At 72.5% G+C, this 18377-nt stretch carries 15 protein-coding genes; 12 read left to right on the plus strand and 3 right to left on the minus strand.

What is annotated here, in order from left to right:
- Positions 1 to 77: 77 nt before the first annotated feature.
- From ACZ6RC_RS27135 to ACZ6RC_RS27185, 11 genes are all read left to right on the plus strand, one after another.
- The gene (locus tag ACZ6RC_RS27135; protein WP_469588123.1) at positions 78 to 968 is read left to right on the plus strand and encodes a 4-(cytidine 5'-diphospho)-2-C-methyl-D-erythritol kinase; all 891 of its coding nucleotides are present in this window, start codon (positions 78 to 80) and stop codon (positions 966 to 968) included.
- A 116-nt stretch (positions 969 to 1084) separates the two neighbouring features.
- Positions 1085 to 2473: an acyltransferase family protein gene (locus tag ACZ6RC_RS27140; RefSeq protein WP_469587889.1), complete on the plus strand. Its 1389-nt coding sequence runs from the start codon at positions 1085 to 1087 to the stop codon at positions 2471 to 2473.
- A gap of 114 nt (positions 2474 to 2587) precedes the next feature.
- Positions 2588 to 4402 carry an ABC-F family ATP-binding cassette domain-containing protein gene (locus ACZ6RC_RS27145; protein WP_469587891.1) on the plus strand — a complete coding sequence of 605 codons (1815 nt, stop codon included), beginning with the start codon at positions 2588 to 2590 and terminating at the stop codon, positions 4400 to 4402.
- A gap of 111 nt (positions 4403 to 4513) precedes the next feature.
- Positions 4514 to 6319 (plus strand): outer membrane protein assembly factor BamB family protein, encoded by a 1806-nt coding sequence (locus tag ACZ6RC_RS27150; protein WP_469587894.1) that lies wholly within the window; start codon positions 4514 to 4516, stop codon positions 6317 to 6319.
- Between the two features lie 16 nt (positions 6320 to 6335).
- Entirely contained in the window at positions 6336 to 7919 is a 1584-nt protein-coding gene (locus ACZ6RC_RS27155; RefSeq protein WP_469587897.1) for an outer membrane protein assembly factor BamB family protein, read from the plus strand.
- Positions 7920 to 7962: 43 nt separating this feature from the next.
- On the plus strand, positions 7963 to 9756 hold the full coding sequence (locus tag ACZ6RC_RS27160) for an outer membrane protein assembly factor BamB family protein (RefSeq protein ID WP_469587900.1): 1794 nt from the start codon (positions 7963 to 7965) through the stop codon (positions 9754 to 9756).
- Between the two features lie 226 nt (positions 9757 to 9982).
- Positions 9983 to 10669, plus strand: coding sequence for a helix-turn-helix transcriptional regulator (locus tag ACZ6RC_RS27165; RefSeq protein WP_453617388.1), 687 nt, complete (start codon positions 9983 to 9985; stop codon positions 10667 to 10669).
- A gap of 152 nt (positions 10670 to 10821) precedes the next feature.
- Positions 10822 to 11865 (plus strand): galactose-1-phosphate uridylyltransferase, encoded by a 1044-nt coding sequence (galT, locus tag ACZ6RC_RS27170; protein ID WP_469587904.1) that lies wholly within the window; start codon positions 10822 to 10824, stop codon positions 11863 to 11865.
- The gene (gene galE / locus ACZ6RC_RS27175; protein WP_469587906.1) at positions 11862 to 12830 is read left to right on the plus strand and encodes a UDP-glucose 4-epimerase GalE; all 969 of its coding nucleotides are present in this window, start codon (positions 11862 to 11864) and stop codon (positions 12828 to 12830) included. Before galT ends, galE begins: the two co-directional genes overlap by 4 nt.
- Positions 12827 to 13972 carry a galactokinase gene (gene galK, locus ACZ6RC_RS27180; RefSeq protein ID WP_469587909.1) on the plus strand — a complete coding sequence of 382 codons (1146 nt, stop codon included), beginning with the start codon at positions 12827 to 12829 and terminating at the stop codon, positions 13970 to 13972. The genes galE and galK overlap by 4 nt, the downstream gene beginning before the upstream one ends.
- A gap of 294 nt (positions 13973 to 14266) precedes the next feature.
- Positions 14267 to 15052: a LuxR C-terminal-related transcriptional regulator gene (locus ACZ6RC_RS27185; RefSeq protein ID WP_391145645.1), complete on the plus strand. Its 786-nt coding sequence runs from the start codon at positions 14267 to 14269 to the stop codon at positions 15050 to 15052.
- On the opposite strand, the gene ACZ6RC_RS27190 is transcribed toward ACZ6RC_RS27185, so the two are convergent.
- Positions 15011 to 15508: a MarR family winged helix-turn-helix transcriptional regulator gene (locus ACZ6RC_RS27190; RefSeq protein WP_453617382.1), complete on the minus strand. Its 498-nt coding sequence runs from the start codon at positions 15506 to 15508 to the stop codon at positions 15011 to 15013. The genes ACZ6RC_RS27185 and ACZ6RC_RS27190 overlap by 42 nt on opposite strands.
- A 132-nt stretch (positions 15509 to 15640) precedes the next feature.
- On the opposite strand from ACZ6RC_RS27190, the gene ACZ6RC_RS27195 reads away from it, so the two are divergent.
- Complete coding sequence (locus ACZ6RC_RS27195; RefSeq protein ID WP_391145641.1) at positions 15641 to 16483, plus strand: trans-aconitate 2-methyltransferase; 843 nt, start codon at positions 15641 to 15643, stop codon at positions 16481 to 16483.
- Between the two features lie 73 nt (positions 16484 to 16556).
- On the opposite strand, the gene ACZ6RC_RS27200 is transcribed toward ACZ6RC_RS27195, so the two are convergent.
- Positions 16557 to 17249 carry a TetR/AcrR family transcriptional regulator gene (locus ACZ6RC_RS27200; RefSeq protein WP_391145639.1) on the minus strand — a complete coding sequence of 231 codons (693 nt, stop codon included), beginning with the start codon at positions 17247 to 17249 and terminating at the stop codon, positions 16557 to 16559.
- Complete coding sequence (locus ACZ6RC_RS27205) at positions 17246 to 18226, minus strand: acyl-CoA desaturase (RefSeq protein WP_391145636.1); 981 nt, start codon at positions 18224 to 18226, stop codon at positions 17246 to 17248. Before ACZ6RC_RS27205 ends, ACZ6RC_RS27200 begins: the two co-directional genes overlap by 4 nt.
- Between the last annotated feature and the right edge of the window lie 151 nt (positions 18227 to 18377).

The following is an 18377-nucleotide window of genomic DNA, read 5'->3' on the forward strand; positions in this document are numbered from 1 at the left end:
GCGGTACGCGGAACGGGGCGGCGGCGGGCACCGCGGAAGGCCCGGCGACGGGCGGGACGTCAGGCCCGGCGGGCGGGGTGACCGTCCGCGTGCCCGCGAAGGTCAACGTCCAGCTGGCGGTCGGCGGAGCGCGGCCCGACGGTTTCCACGACCTGGCCAACGTCTTCCTCGCCGTGTCGCTCTACGACGAGGTCACGGCCACCCCCGCCGACGAGCTGACGGTCACCTGCGAGGGCCCGGACGCCGACCAGGTCCCCCTGGACCGCACCAACCTGGCCGCGCGGGCCGCCGAGCTGCTCGCCGCCCGCCACGGCCTCTCGCCCGACGTGCACCTGCACATCGCCAAGGACATCCCGGTCGCCGGCGGCATGGCGGGCGGCAGCGCCGACGGCACGGGCGCGCTCCTCGCGTGCGACGCGCTGTGGGGCCTGGACTCCTCGCGCGCCGACCTCCTGGAGATCTGCGCGGAGCTCGGCAGCGACGTGCCGTTCAGCCTGGTCGGCGGGGCGGCGCTGGGCGTCGGCCGCGGCGAGCGGCTGACCGCCGTGCCGGTGAGCGGCGCCTTCCACTGGGTCTTCGCCGTCGCCGACGGCGGCCTGTCGACCCCGGCGGTGTACGGCGCGTTCGACCGCCTCAACGAGGGCGTGACCGTCCCCGAGCCGGTCGCCTCCCCGGCCCTCCTGGAGGCGCTGCGCACCGGCGACGCGGCCGCCCTGGCCGCGACGCTGACCAACGACCTCCAGCCGGCCGCCGTCTCCCTGCGCCCCTCCCTGACCGCCACCCTGGAGGCGGGCACGGCGGCCGGCGCCCTGGCCGCCCTGGTCTCGGGCTCCGGCCCGACGACGGCCTTCCTGGTCAAGGACGCCCAGGCGGCGGAGGCGGTGGCCTCCGCGCTGCTCGCCTCCGGCACCTGCCGTACGGCCCGCCCCGCCACCTCCCCGGCCCCGGGCGCGACGATCCTGCGCTGACCAGCCGCGGGCCGGGCCGTACGCCCCCGCCCCCGCCCCGTACGCGTGGATACTCACCCGGCGGTTGAGTATCCGCGCCCTCACGGGCCGCCGGTGCCGCGCGGGACCGTACCCCCATGGGAATCAGCGCTCGGGAGCTCGCCGCCGCCACACCCGCGTCCAGGGACCGGTACGTCGACCTGTTGCGGGTCGCCTCGCTCGGGGTCGTCGTCCTCGGGCACTGGCTGATGGCCGTCGTCGGGGCCGACGGGCAAGTAAACAACCTGCTCGCCGTCGTGCCCTGGCTCCAGGGGGTGACCTGGGGGCTCCAGGTCATGCCGGTGTTCTTCTTCGTCGGCGGCTTCTCGCACGCCCTCGCCTACCGCTCCCGGCCCCGGTACGCGGCCTTCCTGCGCGCCCGGCTGCAGCGGCTGCTGCGGCCCACCATGGTCTTCGTCGGGGTGTGGGGCGCCGCCGCCCTCCTCCTCCCACTCGTCGGCGGCGACGACGGGCTGACCGGGGTCGCGCTGCGACTGGTCGCCCAGCCGCTGTGGTTCATCGGCATCTACCTCGCGATGGTCGCCCTCACCCCGCCGCTGCTGAGGCTGCACGAGCGGTACGGCTGGGGGGCGTTCGCGCTCCTCGTCGGCGGGGCGGTCGCCGTCGACGTGCTGCGGTTCGCCGCGGGGGTGCCGTTCGTGGAGTTCCTGAACTTCGCCTTCGTCTGGCTCGCCGTCCACCAGCTCGGCTTCCTGCGCGCCGACGGCCGGATCCGCCGCCCGGCCGTCCTCGCCACCGCGGGCCTGGTGGGCGCGGGCCTCCTGGTCGCCCTCGGGCCGTATCCGTTGTCCATGGTCGGGATGCCCGGGGAGAAGGTCTCCAACATGGCGCCGCCCACCCTCGCCCTGCTCTGCCACGGCCTGTGGCTCGTCGGCGCGGTCGAGCTGTGCCGGGGCCCCGGGGCGCGCTTCGCCGCCCGGGCCGGCGTCTGGCACAAGGTGGTGCTGGCGAACGGGGTCGCGATGACGGCGTTCCTCTGGCATCTGACCGCGATGCTCGGCGTGTACGGCGCGATGCTCGCGCTCGGCGTGGAGCCGCCGGAGCCGGCCACGGCCGCCTGGTGGGCCCAGGTGCCCCCGCGGATCGTCGCCGCCGCACTGCTCACCGCCCTGCTGGTGGCCGCCTTCCGCGGCTTCGAACGACCTTCGCCGCCCGCCCGCGCCTCCGCCCCGAAGGCCGGCGCCTCCGCTCCGGCCGCCTCCGCTTCCGCCCCGCCCGCCCGGGCCTCCGCCCCAACCGCCTCCGCTTCCGCCCCGGCGAGGGGCCCCCGGCGCGCCCCGCTCGCCGCTCTCGGTGCCACCCTCGCCCTCTTCGGCGTCCTCGGCCTCTCCATGACCGGCTTCGGCGGGCTCCTGGAAGGCCACGCGGCCACCCTGGTCGCCGTCCCCGTCACCGCCCCCGTCGCGGTGGCCACGGCCCTGCTCGGCTGGCTCCTCGTCGAGCGGGCGGGGCGGACCCACCGGTAGGGATCACCCGCCCGCCGCGGGCGCCCGCGCGGCCCCGGACGATCACGCACACCGGCCCACCTGCCGGGCCGTCTACCCTTGGACGTCGATCGATCCCCCCGTACAGGAGTCAAAGTGGCCGTCAATCTGGTCAATGTCGAGGCTGTCAGCAAGGTGTACGGCACCCGTGCCCTGCTGGACGGTGTCTCTCTCGGCGTCTCCGAAGGGGACCGGATCGGTGTCGTCGGGCGCAACGGCGACGGCAAGACCACCCTCATCCGGATGCTCGCCAAGCTGGAGGAGGCGGACACCGGCCGCGTCACGCACAGCGGCGGGCTCCGCCTCGGCGTGCTCACCCAGCACGACTCCCTCGACCCGAAGGCCACCGTCCGCCACGAGGTCATCGGCGTCATGGCGGACCACGAGTGGGCCGGCAGCGCCAAGATCCGCGACGTGCTCACCGGTCTCTTCGGCGGCCTCGACCTGCCCGGTTTCGAGCACGGCCTCGACACCGTCATCGGCCCGCTCTCCGGCGGTGAGCGCCGCCGCATCGCGCTCGCCAAGCTCCTCATCGACGACCAGGACCTGATCGTCCTCGACGAGCCCACCAACCACCTCGACGTCGAGGGCATCGCCTGGCTGGCCGGCCACCTCCAGACGCGCCGCTCGGCGCTCGTCTGCGTCACCCACGACCGGTGGTTCCTCGACCAGGTCTGCACCCGCATGTGGGACGTGCAGCGCGGCGACGTGCACGAGTACGAGGGCGGCTACTCCGACTACGTCTTCGCCCGCGCCGAGCGGGAGCGGATCGCCGCGACCGAGGAGGTCAAGCGGCAGAACCTGATGCGCAAGGAGCTGGCCTGGCTGCGGCGCGGCGCCCCCGCCCGTACCTCCAAGCCCCGCTACCGCATCGAGGCCGCCAACGAGCTGATCGCCGACGTGCCGCCGCCGCGCGACACCTCCGAACTGATGAAGTTCGCCAACGCCCGGCTCGGCAAGACGGTCTTCGACCTGGAGAACGTCACCGTCACCGCCGGACCCAAGACGCTCCTCAAGCACCTCACCTGGCAGCTCGGTCCCGGCGACCGGATCGGCCTCGTCGGCGTCAACGGCGCCGGGAAGACCTCGCTGCTGCGCGCCCTCGCCGACGCCGCCGTCACCCAGGGCGAGACCCAGCCGGCCGACGGGAAGGTCGTCGTCGGCAAGACCGTACGGCTCGCCTACCTCTCGCAGGACGTCACCGAACTGCCCGCCACGCTGCGGGTCCTCGAGGCGGTCCAGCAGATCCGCGACCGCGTCGACCTCGGCAAGGGCCGCGAGATGACCGCGGGGCAGCTGTGCGAGCAGTTCGGCTTCACCAAGGAGAAGCAGTGGACGCCGGTCGGCGACCTCTCCGGCGGTGAGCGCCGCCGCCTCCAGCTCCTGCGCCTGCTCATGGACGAGCCGAACGTCCTCTTCCTCGACGAGCCCACCAACGACCTCGACATCGAGACCCTCACCCAGCTGGAGGACCTCCTCGACGGCTGGCCCGGCTCGATGGTCGTCATCTCCCACGACCGGTTCTTCATCGAGCGGACCACCGACAAGACGTTCGCGCTGCTCGGCGACCAGACCCTGCGGATGCTGCCGCGCGGTATCGAGGAGTACCTGGAGCGGCGCCGGCGCATGATCGAGGCGTCGGTCCCGACGCCCGCCGCCCCGGCGTCGAAGTCGGCCGGCGCCGCGAAGACGGTGTCCGCCGCGGACACCCGCGCCGCGAAGAAGGAGCTGCAGAAGGTCGAGCGTCAGCTGGACAAGATCTCGGACAAGGAGACGAAGCTCCACGCGCAAATCGCCGATAACGCCACAGACTTCGAGAAGGTGGCGAAGCTGGACGCGGAGCTGCGGGAACTGGTCGTCGAGCGCGACGAGTTGGAGATGCGCTGGCTCGAACTGGCCGAGGACGCGTAACGGAGGCATCACGGGCCGGTCCTCCCTTGGGTACAACGGGCGGACCGGTCACTTTTGCGCCATCCCCCGAGTGGTAGAAAGAAAACCCGCTCACGTCAAGGGGGAACGCTGATGACCCAGCCGCCCAGCAACCAGCCGCCGGGCTTCGGCGCACAGGAACCGAACGAGGGGAACCAAGGCGTCCCGCCGATGCCCCCCGTCCCGCCGCAGTCCCCGCCGGCGCCGCAGTCCCCGCCGGCCGCGCCGGGCCCGTACGGCCAGCCGACGCAGCCCGGTTACGGCTACCCGCAGCAGGCCCCCGCGCCCGGCTACGGCTACCCGCAGCAGCCCGGCCAGCCGGGCCCGTACGCCCAGCAGCCGGGACAGCCCGGCCCGTACGCCCAGCAGCCGGGACCGTACGGCCAGCAGCCCGGCCCCTACGGCGGCTACCCCGGCCAGCCGCAGTACCCCGGCGCGCCCACCCCGCCCGGTGGCAACAACCCCTTCAAGGGCAAGCCCGGCGCCATCGTCGCCGCGGCCGTCGCGGCCCTGCTCGTCATCGGCGGCGGCACCTGGTTCGCCCTCAGCGGCGGCGACGACGAGAAGCCGGTCGCCAAGCCGACCGCCACCCCGACCGCCCCGACCGGCTCCCCCTCCGTCGATCAGGGCGACGGCAACGGTGACGGGGACGGCCGCAACGGCGAGGACGACCTCAACGGCGGGCGCCAGCCCGGCGAAGCGAAGATCAACTGGCTGCTCAAGAACAACGTCGACCTGCCCAAGAACGGCGCCGACGTCTACGGCCCGTGGGTCGTCGGCGATGTCGTCGTCAAGGGCATGTACAAGGGCCTCGACGGCTACGGCCTCACCGACGGCGCGCTCAAGTGGCACCTCGACCTGCCCTTCGAGATGTGCGCCGCCCCGTCGGCGCCGGCCGCCGACGGCTCGATGGTCATCGGCGTCCACGACAAGGCCGGCGACCGCGCCAAGTGCACGACGCTGCAGAAGATCGACCTCAAGACCGGCAAGGCCGGCTGGAAGCGGTCCGTCCCCAAGGCCACCGGTCTGTTCGCCTTCGACGACAACACCCTCGCCATCAGCGGAAACACCGTCACCGCGGCCGGCACCAGCAGCTCGTACGGCTTCTCCCTCGCCGACGGCAAGCAGCTCTTCGGCACGCCCGCCAGCGGCTGCAAGGCCTTCGCCTACGCGGGCGGCGAGAAGCTGATCGCCGCCGACAGCTGCCCCACCGGCGACGTCGACAAGAAGCAGCAGCAGGTCAGCGAGGTCGACCCGAACACCGGCAAGCCCCGGTGGAGTTTCCGGCTCCAGCCCAACTGGGAGGTCGACAAGGTCTACTCGATCAACCCGCTGGTCATCTCCGCCACCCAGCGCGACGAGAAGAAGTGGACGATCTTCGCGCTGACCGCCAATGGCAAGCTGCGCTCGCAGATCCAGGGCGGCACCGACAAGTACGCCCCCCAGTGCGGCGGATCGTTCGTCATCTTCGGCAAGAACCTTTCGGGGTGCGTCGGCGTCGCGGCCGACGCGAACACCTTCTACATGGCCACCGAGACCAGCTACGGCACCCCGAACGAGGTCGTCGCCTTCGACCTCAACACGGGCAAGCCGAAGTGGCGTTCCAAGGCCCCCGGCGAGCAGACCATGATCCCGCTGCGCATGGAGGGCTCGGAGGTGCTGGTGTACGCCGAGCCGTCGTACGACAAGGGCGGCACCGTCGCCACCATCGCCCCCACCGGAGGCGCGCCGAAGACCCTGCTCCAGCACCAGGCCTCCACCGCCCAGGTCGAGAGCAGCTTCTACAACGCCCGCTACGCCTACGGCAACGGCATCTTCGTCATCTCCGCCGGCCGGGTGAGCGCCAGCAATGACAAGGCCGAGAAGGAGACCAAGACGATGATGGCCTTCAGCAAGTGAGGGCCGTCCGACTCCGATGACGACACCGCAGCAACCCGGGCCGCCCCCGCCGTCGTACGGGCCCTACGGCACGATCAATCCGTACGGCGGCGGGCCCGCCGGCCCGGCGGGCGCACCGCCCGTCCCGCCGCCCCCGCACACCGCCCCGCCCCCGCCGTCCCCGCGCGGCCCGCGCCGCGCCGGGGCGGTGGTCGCCGGCGCCGTGGCGGCGCTCCTCACCGTCGGCGCGGTGACCTGGTACGCCCTCGGCGGGACCGGTGACGGCGGCCGTGCGGACGGCAAGGCGAGCGCGAGCCCGTCCGTGCCGCCGACGGCCACCGGCCCGACGGGGCCCGCCGGTCCGACCCCTCCCGACACCGCGGCCGCGGCCGCCTACAACAAGGGCCGCGCCCCCGGCGACGCCTCGGTCCTGTGGCTCCGGAAGAACGACATCGACGTCACCACGCTCACCGGCGACGTCTACGGGCCCTGGCAGTTCGGGGACACCGTCGTCACCGCCATGTACCGCACGGTCACGGCCCATTCGGTCGCCGACGGCACGGTGAAGTGGCGACTGACGCTCGACACGGAGATCTGCCGCGCGTCGAACGACGTGTCGCAGGACGGGAAGATCGTCCTCGCCCGCAAGGAACGCCTCCACTCCGACGCCGACGAGTGCCGCAACCTCCAGGCGGTCGACCTGCGCACGGGCACGTCCGGCTGGCAGCGGAAGATCGTGAAGGAGGGCAACTTCGACTTCATGAACGACTACTCGCTCGCCATGAGCGGCGACACCGTCACCGCGGGCCGGCACCAGTACTCGACCGGCTACCGCCTCAGCGACGGCAAGCAGCTGTTCGGCAAGTGGGACAAGAGCCCCTGCCAGCCGTACGCCTACGCCGGCGGACCGAAGCTCGTCGCCGCGGTCTCCTGCCCGACCTCCGACGAGAAGAAGCCGCAGGAGGAGATCCACGAGGTCGACCCGGTCACCGGCGCGTCCCGCTGGAAGTACCCCCTCCCGATCGGCTACCGGGTGGACCACGTCCTGTCCGTACGGCCGCTCATCGTCTCGGCCACCGACCGGGCCCGCGGCCTCCACGGCATCGTCGTCCTCAACGAGGACGGGACGAAGCGCACCTCGCTCAAGGGCGACGGCTGGTACGAGGAGGGGTGCACGGAGGACGTCGCCCACCAGGGCAACCTCCAGCGCTGCCAGGTCGTGGCCGACGGTGACACCGCCTACCTGGCGACCCGGCCCGACGCGAAGACGAAGACCAACGAGATCGCCGTCTTCGATCTCCGTACCGGTGAGATCGTGCGGCGCATCCCGGGGCTCCGGAACCGCATGATCCGGCCGCTGCGGATGGAGGGCGGTTCGCTGATCGTCCGGCGGGCCGCGCTGCTCGACGAGCCCGGTTCGCTGGCCACCGTCGCGCCGGGCACGACGCGGCCCGTGGAACTGCTCCGCCTCCCGCGCGTGACCGGGCGCCTCGAGTCACGCTTCCACGAATCGAGGGCGCTGTACGTGAAGGGCCGGTACATCCTGGTGCGGAACGTCGTCGCCGGCTCGAACGACGCCGAGGAGATGAAGAGGGAGACGCTGTTGGCCTTCGGCACGTGACACCGTTTCCCGCCCGCCTTCCACACTCAGAGGTACCCACGCCATGACGCAGCCACCTCCGCCCCCGCCGAACCAGCCGCCCGGTCCTCCCCCTGGGGACCCCCAGGGCGGTTTCGGCGCCCCCCAGGACCCCCCGCCGGGCGGTTTCGGCGCTCCGACGCCCCCGCCGCAGCAGCCCTACGGCTACCCCCAGCAGCAGCCCGGACAGCCGCAGTACGGCTATCCGCAGCAGCAGCCTCCGACCCAGCCGCAGTACGGCTATCCCCAGCAGCCGCCGACGCAGCCGCAGTACGGCTACCCGCAGCAGCAGCAGCCGGGCCAGCCGCCGTACGGCTATCCCACGCAGCCGCAGTACGCGCAGACGCCCCCGCCCTCCGGCGGCAAGAAGCTGTCCGCGCAGGCGCAGATCATCATCGCGGCCGTGGTGGCCGTCGCCCTGATCGTCGGCGGCGGCATCTGGTACGCGAGCTCCGGCGGCGGCGAGGAGAAGAACGACACCGCCGGCGCCACCTCGGGCGCGAGCCAGGGCAAGGGCGGCGGCAACGGCGTGGGCGGCAACGGCAAGGAGAAGGCCCCCGCCAACCCGCAGGCCAAGCTGGCCTTCCAGCTGCCCCAGCCCAAGGTGCAGGACATCACCGACGTGTCCGGCTCCTGGCTGACGGACAAGGCGTACGTCAAGACCGGCGTCGACTCGATCGTCGGCTACGACCTGGACAAGGGCGCCGCGGCCTGGACCCTCGCCCTGCCCGGACAGGTCTGCGGCGCCTCGCGGCACGTCACCGCCGACAACAAGACGGCCGTCCTCTTCGAGGCGACCAAGCGGGTCGGACCGCGCTTCTACCAGCCGTGCACCGAGGTCGGCGTCATCGACCTCACGGCAGGCAAGCTGGTGTGGTCCAAGTCCGTCACCGGCGGCTCCGCCGGTGACACCAAGGCCCGGTTCAGCGAGGTCACGCTCAGCGGCACCACCGTCGCGGCCGGCGGCACCGACGGCGGCGCCGCCTTCGACGTGGCCAACGGCAACCCGCGCTGGTCGCCGAAGCCCAACGCCCAGGACTGCTACGACATGGGGTACGGCGGCGGCGCCGGCCTCGTCGCGGCGCGCAAGTGCGGGCCGTACGACAGCCAGTACGTCGTCATCCAGAACCTCAACCCGCTCACCGGCGCGCCGGTCTCGCAGTTCAAGATGCCGCCCGGCGTGAAGTACGCGTCGATCGTCTCCACCAAGCCGCTCGTGGTGGCCGCCGACGTCGGCGACACCGCGGGCGACGGCAGCGGCATCTCCGACTTCTTCTCCATCGACGAGAAGACCGGCAAGCTGAAGGCGAAGATCACGGCGGACGCCGACCGGTACGCGGCCCGCTGCCGCTCCACCGAGGTGGAGAGCTGCACCAAGGTCCTCGTCGGCAACGGGCGGATCTACGTCCCGACCGAGGAGCACGAGGGCAGCAGCGGCGAGTACGGCGACGAGACCAACGAGATCGTCTCGTTCGACCTGGCCACCGGGAAGCCGATGACCGGCAAGGCGGACGCGGGCGACAAGTACACCCTCGTCCCGCTGCGCATGGACGGCGGCAACCTCATCGCGTACAAGATCCCCCCGTACGACAAGGGCGGACAGGTCGTCTCCATCGACGGCGGCACGATGCAGGCGACCACGCTGATGGAGAACCCCTCGGACGACTCCGTGCGCGACGCCGAGAACAGCTTCGGCACGGACTACGCCGAGATCCTCTACGGCAACGGGCGGATGTTCATCTCCGACACCATGCTGAGCAAGCCGCGGGCGTCCTCCTCCACCAAGGAGTACCTGGCGCTCGCGTTCACCACCCACTGATCACCCGCTGATCACCTGCCGGTCATCCGCTGATCGGACCGCGGGCCCCCGGGGCGGGGGCCAGGACGGCCCGGCGCATCGACTCACTCGACGCGCCGGGCCGTTTGCGCAGGCCCCGAAGGGCGAAGAATTCGACAGTCCCGGGGCACGAGCGTGTAACTTGCCGGGTCATCAACGCTGGCTGGGGCCGGGGACGGCTCCAGGGGGGGGACAAAGGGGTTGCTCCATGGGCGTGCGGCTCATGGTGGTCGACGACCACCGACTGCTGGCCGAGGCGCTCGCCTCGGCATTGAAACTGCGCGGGCACCGGGTGCTCGCGGCGGCCGCCCCGGTGGCGGGCGCGGCCGACCTCGTGGTGAGCCGGGCGCCGGAGGTGTGCCTGCTCGGCACGGCCGCCCCGGCCGAACCGGGCGCCTTCGACCCGATCGTACGGATCAAGCGGGAGCGGCCGCAGGTGGCCGTGGTCGTCCTCGGCCCGGTGCCCTCACCGCGCGGGATCGCGGCGGCCTTCGCGGCCGGCGCGTCCGGTTACGTCCGGCACGACGAGCGCATCGAGAACGTCGAGCGCGCCCTGGTCAAGGCGCGGGCGGGGGAGGCGGCCGTGGCGCCGCAGCTGCTGCAGGGCGCGTTCATGGAGCTGCTCCACCCGGCGGCGCAGCCGGACGACGAGGGGCAGCGGCTGCTCGGGATGCTGACGCCCCGGGAGGTGGAGGTCCTAGTCCGGGTCGCCGAAGGGGAGGACACCCGGGGCATCGCGGCCGGGATGGGGATCGCCCCGAGCACGGCGCGGACCCATGTGCAGCGGGTGCTGATGAAGCTCTCGGTGGGTTCCCGCCTGGAGGCGGCGGCGCTGGCCGCCCGCACCGGCCTGCTCGACCACGCGCCGCGCCCCCGGGGACCGCTGAACGGCTAGGGCGCGATACGGGCGCGATGGGGCGCGCGTCCCTCCTTCTCACCCCACCGGACCTGGGACGACGCCCCGGTCCGGTGCTCGGCGTTGACTCCTATGTTTGATTGTGGTTCCTTGTGCGTGGTTCTGTTTGGTTCCCCGCCTGAGGACACCCCGTGAAGAAGACCGTCACCACCCTCGCCGACGGACGCGAGCTCATCTATTACGACGCGGCCGACGACGCCGTGCGCGACGCCGTCGACGCACGCCCCCTCGACCGTGTCGCGTCCGCCTCCGAGCTGCGCCACGACGTCCTGCTCGGGGACCACGTCGCCATCGCCTCCCACCGGCAGCAACGGACCTACCACCCGCCCGCCGACGCGTGCCCGCTGTGCCCCTCCCGGGACGGCCGGCTGAGCGAGATCCCGTCCCCCGACTACGAGGTCGCCGTCTTCGAGAACCGCTTCCCCTCCCTCTCGGGCGGCGCCGGGCGGTGCGAGGTGGTCTGCTTCACCTCCGACCACGAGGCCTCCTTCGCCGACCTCGCCCCCGGACAGGCCGCCCTCGTCCTCGACGCCTGGACCGACCGGACCGCCGAGCTCGCCGAGCTGCCCGGGGTCGAGCAGGTCTACTGCTTCGAGAACCGGGGCGCCGAGATCGGCGTCACCCTTGGCCACCCGCACGGCCAGATCTACGCCTTCCCGTACACCACCGCCCGCACCGCCCTGATGCAGCGCAGCGCCGCCGAGCATCTGGCCCGCACCGGGCGGAACCTCTTCGACGACGTCGTCGCCCGCGAGCGCGCGGACGGTGTCCGGGTGGTCCTGGAGACCGAGCACTGGATCGCCTTCGTCCCCTACGCCGCGCACTGGCCGTACGAGGTCCACCTCTACCCCGTCCGGCGCGTGCCCGACCTGAGGGCGCTCGACGACGCCGCCCGCGCGGACTTCGCCCACGTCTACCTGGAACTGCTGCGGCGCTTCGACCGGCTCTTCGGACCGGACCAGCCCCCGACGCCCTACATCGCCGCCTGGCACCAGGCGCCGTTCACGGACGAGCGGCGTGCGGAGTTCGCGCTGCACCTGGAGCTTTTCACCGTCCGCCGGGCCTCTGGCAAGCTGAAGTACCTCGCGGGCACCGAGTCCGGTATGGGCGCGTTCATGAACGACGTGCCACCGGAGTCCGCGGCCGACAGACTTCGAGAGGTTGCGAGCAAGTGAGCAAATATCTGGTGACGGGTGGAGCGGGCTACGTGGGCGGCGTCGTCGCCACCCACCTGCTGGAGGCGGGCCACGAGGTCACCGTTCTCGACGACCTCTCCACCGGCTTCCGCGAAGGCGTCCCCGCCGGGGCCACCTTCATCGAGGGCCGCATCCAGGACGCGGCCCGCTGGCTGGACTCCTCCTACGACGGCGTCCTCCACTTCGCCGCCTTCTCGCAGGTCGGCGAGTCGGTCGTCAACCCCTCCAAGTACTGGGACAACAACGTCGGCGGGACGATGGCCCTGCTCGCCGCGATGCGCGAGGCGGGCGTGCGCCGGCTGGTGTTCTCCTCGACCGCCGCCACCTACGGCGAGCCGGCGTCCGTGCCGATCACCGAGACCGCGGCGACCGCGCCCACCAACCCCTACGGCGCCTCCAAGCTGGCCGTCGACCACATGATCGGCGGCGAGTGCGCCGCCCACGACCTGGCCGCCGTCTCGCTGCGCTACTTCAACGTGGCCGGCGCCTACGGCGTGGCCGGTGAGCGGCACGACCCCGAGTCGCACCTCATCCCGCTCGTCCTCCAGGTCGCCCTCGGCAAGCGCGAGGCGATCAACGTCTACGGCGAGGACTATCCGACCCCGGACGGCACCTGCGTCCGCGACTACATCCACGTCGCCGACCTCGCCGAGGCCCACCTGCTGGCCCTGGGCGCCATGACCCCGGGCGAGCACCTGATCTGCAACCTCGGCAACGGCAGCGGCTTCTCCGTACGGGAGGTCGTCGAGACCGTGCGCAAGGTGACCGGGCACCCGGTCCCCGAGGTGACGGCCGAGCGCCGCGCCGGAGACCCGGCGGTGCTCGTCGCCTCGGCCGACACCGCGCGTGAGCGGCTCGGCTGGAATCCGTCCCGCCCGGACCTGGCGGACATCGTGCGGGACGCGTGGGCGTTCGCGAGGGAGAGGGAGCAGGGACGCGTATGAGCGTGACGGGGGAGTTCGAGGCGCTGTACGGGGTGGAGCCGGAGGGCATCTGGGCCGCCCCCGGGCGCGTCAACCTGATCGGTGAGTACACCGACTTCAACGACGGGTTCGTGATGCCGCTGGCGCTGCCGCACACCGCGGTCGCCGCCGTCGCCCGCCGTACCGACGGAGTCCTGCGGATCCACTCCGCCGACGTCGAGGGCGGCATCGTCCAGCTCGACGTCGACTCCCTCGAACCCCTCTCCGGCACCGGCTGGGCCGCGTACCCGGCCGGTGTCGCCTGGGCGCTGCGGGAGGCCGGCCATCCGGTCACCGGCGCGGACATCCACCTCGCCTCCACGGTCCCGACCGGCGCGGGACTCTCGTCCTCCGCCGCCCTGGAGGTCGTCACCGCCCTCGCCCTGAACGACCTGTGCGGACTCGGCCTGACCCGCCCGGAGCTGGCGGTGATCGCCCAGCGCGCCGAGAACGCCTTCGTCGGCGTCCCCTGCGGCGTGATGGACCAGATGGCCTCCGCCTGCTCCGTCGCGGGCCACGCCCTGCACCTCGACACCCGCGACCTCTCCTTCCGGCAGGTGCCCTTCGACCTCGCCGCGCGGGGCCTGCGGCTCCTCGTGGTCGACACCCGGGTGAAGCACGCGCTCGGAGACGGCGCGTACGCGGAGCGGCGCGCCGGGTGTGAAGCCGGTGCGCGGGCGCTCGGAGTGCGCGCCCTGCGCGACGTGCCGTACGCGCACCTGCCCGACGCCCTCGCCCGCCTGGACGACGAGACGGTTCGGCGCTATGTCCGGCACGTGGTCTCCGACAACGAGCGGGTGGAGCGGACGATCGCGCTCCTGGACGCCGGGGACGTCCGGGCGGTCGGCCCGGTCCTCACCGAGGGGCACCTCTCGCTCCGGGACGACCTGCGGGTCTCCTGCGCCGAGCTGGACCTCGCGGTCGAGACGGCCTGCGCGGCCGGCGCGCTCGGCGCCCGGATGACGGGCGGCGGGTTCGGCGGCTCGGCGGTCGTGCTCGTGGAGTCCCGCGCGGCGGACGCGGTGGGCTCCGCCGTCGAGAAGGCCTTCGCCGAAGCGGGCTATGCCGCGCCGCGCGTCTTCCCCGCGGTGCCGTCGGAGGGGGCGCGCAGGCTCTCCGAGTAACCCCCGGAATGGGCCGGCCCACCCCCGGGAACGGGCTCGAACTGTCGACTTCAGTCGCGTTCGGTCACACGCGCCCCCTGCGTACCGCCGTGTTCCACCAGTTCCGCAATTCGGCTTCCGCTCGGGCGCCCCGCCCGTACTCTGATGCGCAGCACCGGTGGGGGCCGGTGCTGATCAGGGGTGAGACCAGTCGGGTACGGCGCCCGGGGCGGGGTAAGGGTCAGCACGGCGGCGGCCGTGCGACGACGGACCTCCTCTCCGGCGCTGTGCCCGCGCCGGTCCGTTCCTCGACACTTGGGGGTGTCCGTGGTCCGTATCCGGGTCCTGGTGGTGGACGACCACCGCATCTTCGCCGAGTCGCTGGCCGCCGCCCTCGCGGCGGAGCCCGACGTCGACGTCTCGGCGGCGGGCAGCGGCCCCGCCGCCCTGCGCTGTCTCGACCGCGCCGCCGCCGAAGGGCGCCGCTACGACGTGATGCTGGTCGACGCCGACCTCGGCGCGGCCCCCGGCCCGCCCCCCGTCGCCCGCGCCGTACCGGACGACGGCGGAGGCGTGGTCGACGGCATCTCGCTGGTCGCCGGCGTCGCGGAGGCCCGCCCCGCCGTCCGTACCGTCGTGCTCGCCGAGCGGGACGATCCGCACCGGGCCGCCCTCGCGCTCCAGGCCGGCGCCTCGGGCTGGGTGGCCAAGGACTGCTCCCTGCAACGCCTGCTCGCCGTCATCCGGGGCGTCCTGCGCGACGAGACCCATCTGCCCCCCGCCCTGCTCACCGGCGTGCTGCGGGAGCTGACGGCGGCCCGCAAGCACCGCAGTGAGAGCGAGCAGCTGGTCGAGTCGCTGACCCCGCGCGAGCGGGAGGTGCTGCGCTGCATGGTGGCGGGCCTGGGGCGCAAGGCGGTCGCCGAGCGGCTGTTCCTCTCCCCGCACACCGTCCGTACGCACATGCAGAACGTGCTCGGGAAGCTGGGCGTGCACTCCACGCTGGCGGCCGTGGCGCTGGCGCGCCGGGCGGGCGTCGGACCCGCGGACCCGGTCCCGCTAGCCGGGGATGTTGTCGAACGGGGCGGTCAGCTGGCGTAGCAGATCGGCCAGTTCACCGCGCTGGGTGCGGGAGAGCTGGGCCAGGATGGCCCGCTCCTGCGCGAGGAGGCCGGCGAGCGCCTGGTCGGCCCGGTCGCGGCCCTCGGGGGTGAGACGGACCAGGACCCCGCGCCGGTCACTGGGGTCCGGGAGGCGCTCCACGAGACCCTTCTTGGTGAGCCGGTCGATGCGGTTGGTCATCGTGCCCGAGGTGACCAGCGTCTGGGTCAGCAGCTGGCCGGGGGAGAGCTGGTAGGGCGCGCCGGCCCGGCGCAGCGACGTGAGGACGTCGAACTCCCAGGGCTCCAGCTGGTGCTCGGAGAAGGCGAGCCGACGGGCGCGGTCGAGGTGCCGGGCGAGCCGCGAGACGCGGCTGAGCACCTCGAGCGGTTCCACGTCGAGGTCGGGGCGCTCGCGGCGCCATGCAGCGACCAGACGGTCGACCTCGTCCTCCATGACGATCAGTGTAAAGGGTCTGTTGACATAAAGTCTCTTGACGTCAAGATATATTCCGCTGGACTATGGGGAAGGACCGGGCCGGAACCCTGTTCCGCTTCGGCAACTCGTTCCAGCAAGGGGGCTTCGAACATGCATTCCGGACCAGCTTCTGCTTCTGTCGCACCGACATGGGACCCACAGCAGTACCTCCGTCACTCCGGCCACCGCACCCGCCCGTTCCTCGACCTGCTCGCCCGAATACCGCAGCTGCCCGGCGGCGACCACCCCGCCCGGATCGCCGACCTCGGCTGCGGACCCGGCAACGTGACCGTGCTCCTCGCCGAACGCTGGCCGGACGCCCACATCACCGGCTTCGACCTCTCACCCGACATGCTGGAACGCGCCGAGAAGGACCACGCCGGCACCACGGCCGGCGGCGGCTGGCTCGACTTCCGGCCCGCCGACGCCGCGCACTGGACCCCGGGCGAGCCCTACGACCTCATCGTCTCCAACGCCGCACTCCAGTGGGTCCCCAACCACCCCGAGTCCTTCGCCCCCTGGATCGACGGCCTCCGCCCCGGCGGAACGTTTGCCTTCCAGGTCCCCGGCAACTTCACCTCGCCCAGCCACGCCCTGCTCGGCGAACTCTGCGACACCCCCCGGTGGCGCGACCGCCTCGGCGACGAGGGCCGCCGCTTCGTCCACGTCCTCGACCCGGCCGACTACCTCCACCGCCTGACCGACCTCGGCTGCGAGACCGACGTCTGGGAGACCACGTACTCCCAGCTCCTGCCGGGCGAGGACCCGATCCTCGACTGGGTCAAGGGCACCGCCCTGCGCCCGGTCCTGACCGCGCTGGAGGGCGACCAGGAGGCGACGGATGCCTTCCTCTGCCAGTACCGCGACCTGCTGCGCGCCGCCTACCCGCGCGGGCCCCGGGGCACGGTCTTCCCCTTCCGCCGCATCTTCGCCGTCGCGAGAAAGGGAGCCTGACACGCGGGCGGGGGCGCCGCCCCCAGGCGACGCCCCCGACCCTCCGCACCCCCCAGCGGACCACCCGCGAGGATCAGCTCTTGCGGTGCCCTATCAGCCGCGGCTTCTGCTCCAGACCGTCCAGGCCGTGCCAGGCCAGGTTCACCAGATGGGCCGCGACCTCCGCCTTCTTCGGCTTGCGTACGTCCAGCCACCACTGGCCCGTCAGCGCCACACTGCCCACCAGCGCCTGGGCGTACAGCGGGGCCAGCTTCGGGTCGAAGCCGCGGGCCTTGAACTCCAGGCCCAGGATGTCCTCCACCTGCGTGGCGATGTCGCTGATCAGCGAGGCGAACGTGCCCGTCGACTGCGCCACCGGCGAGTCACGGACCAGGATCCGGAAACCGTCGGTGTACCGCTCGATGTAGTCGAGCAGCGCGAACGCGGCCTGCTCCAGCAGCTCACGCGGATGCCCCGCCGTCAGCGCCCCCGTCACCATGTCGAGCAACTGGCGCATCTCGCGGTCCACGACCACCGCGTAGAGCCCCTCCTTGCCCCCGAAGTGCTCGTACACCACCGGCTTGGAGACGCCCGCCTTCGCCGCGATCTCCTCCACCGACGTGCCCTCGAAGCCCTTCGCCGCGAACAGCGTCCGGCCGATGTCCAGCAGCTGCTCCCGGCGCTCCGCGCCCGTCATCCGCACCCGGCGCCCGCGCCGGGGCTTCTCACTGCCGCTGGATGCGTCGGTCTTGCTGGGACTGCCGTCGATCGCCACGTTCTCCATCATGCCGCGTCGACGGGCTCGCCCCGGCGCCGGGCTTCGATCCGGGCCGCGTCCGGCCAGCGCACGTCGTACGCCCAGCCGCACATCTCGAACCACCGGATCAGCCGCGCGCTGGAGTCCACCTGCCCCCGCAGCACCCCGTGCCGCGCCGAGGTCGGGTCCGCGTGGTGCAGGTTGTGCCACGACTCACCGCACGACAGCACCGCCAGCCACCAGACGTTGCCCGACCGGTCCCGCGACTTGAACGGACGCTTGCCCACCGCGTGACAGATCGAGTTGATCGACCACGTGACGTGGTGCAGCAGCGCCACCCGGACCAGGGAACCCCAGAAGAACGCCGTGAACGCCCCCCACCACGACATCGTCACCAGACCGCCCACCAGCGGTGGGATCGCCAGCGACAGGACCGTCCAGAGCACGAACTGGCGGGAGATCGCCCGGAGCGCCGGGTCCTTGATCAGATCCGGCGCGTACTTGTGCTGCGGCGTCCGCTCCTCGTCGAACATCCAGCCGATGTGCGCCCACCACAGGCCCTTCATCAGCGCCGGAACGGTCTCGCCGAAACGCCACGGCGAGTGCGGGTCGCCCTCCGCGTCGGAGAACTTGTGGTGCTTGCGGTGATCGGCCACCCAGCGCACCAGCGGACCCTCCACCGCCAGCGACCCCATGACCGCCAGCGCGATCCGCAGCGGCCGCTTCGCCTTGAAGGCGCCGTGCGTGAAGTACCGGTGGAAGCCGATCGTGATGCCGTGGCAGCCGATGTAGTACATCGCCACCATCAGGCCCAGATCGAGCCAGCTCACCCCCCACCCCCACGCCAGCGGCACCGCCGCCAGCAGCGCGAGGAAGGGGACGACGATGAACAGCAGCAGCGCGATCTGCTCGACCGACCCCTTGCTGTCCCCGCCGAGCGTGGCGGAGGGCGGGGCGGCGGGGTCGCCTACCTCGGAGTCCGAGGTGACCTGGGGGCTTGCGGACATAGGTGTCCCCTTGGGGAGAAAAGGAAGGAAGGGGGAGTGGGGGAGAGAAGCGGACGAGCGGGTGAAGAGCGGCGAAACGGTGCGAGAGCGGACGAGCGGAAGGGGGAGGAAGAGGGACAAGCACGGACCAATACCGGCGCGTGGCTACGCT

The organism is Streptomyces sp. NPDC048353 (genome assembly GCF_055587165.1).